Origin of the sequence: Allokutzneria sp. NRRL B-24872 (genome assembly GCF_002155965.1) — a bacterium.
Classification (GTDB): domain Bacteria; phylum Actinomycetota; class Actinomycetes; order Mycobacteriales; family Pseudonocardiaceae; genus Allokutzneria.
In genome coordinates, this window is the sequence record NZ_MUMH01000451.1 from 1 (window position 1) to 664 (window position 664).

Consider the following 664-nt stretch of genomic DNA (forward strand, 5'->3'; position numbering starts at 1 on the left):
CCCGGGAGTCGTTCACTCCGGTCGTCGAGTTCGCCCACGACCTTCGGGACCGGCTGTCCGGGCTGCTGGGCGGCGTTCCGATCCTCCCCACCGGAGCCGGGCACGACGCCGGCATTTTGTCCGCGTCCGTTCCTACGGCCATGCTGTTTGTAAGGAACCCCACCGGCGTCTCGCATTCACCCGCGGAGACGGCGGGCGAGGACGATTGCCTCGCCGGTGTGGCCGCACTCGCGGAGGTACTGGAGGGCCTGGCGTGTCACTGACGGCGCAGACGTACTGGGCGGAGCACGCCTGGGTGAACGGAAGCGTGCGGTCGGACGTGGTGATCGTGGCCGCGGCCAACGGACGGATCACGGCGGTGGTGCCCGGGAGTCCGCGCCCGCCCGCCGGATCCGTCACTCTCCGTGGTCTGACGATCCCCGGTCTGGCCAACGCCCACAGCCACGCCTTCCACCGGGCCCTGCGCGGTGTCGTACAGGCGGAGAGCGAGGCGGAGACCGAGGCGGCGGGCGCGCCGGACTCCTTCTGGACCTGGCGCGAGGTGATGTACGGGGTCGCCGACCGGCTGACCCCGGACAGCTACTTCGAGCTGGCCCGCGCCGTCTACGCCGAGATGGCGATGGCCGGGATCACCTGCGTGGGGGAGTTCCACTACCTCCACCAC

At 70.9% G+C, this 664-nt stretch carries 2 protein-coding genes; both read left to right on the forward strand.

Annotation, left to right across the window (positions count from 1 at the left end; genetic code table 11):
- Window positions 1-263: M20/M25/M40 family metallo-hydrolase (locus tag CCN37_RS38610; protein WP_143262100.1), on the forward strand; the 263-nt coding region annotated here is incomplete at its 5' end.
- Window positions 254-664: amidohydrolase family protein (locus CCN37_RS38615; protein WP_246843650.1), on the forward strand; the 411-nt coding region annotated here is incomplete at its 3' end. The genes CCN37_RS38610 and CCN37_RS38615, both read left to right, overlap by 10 nt.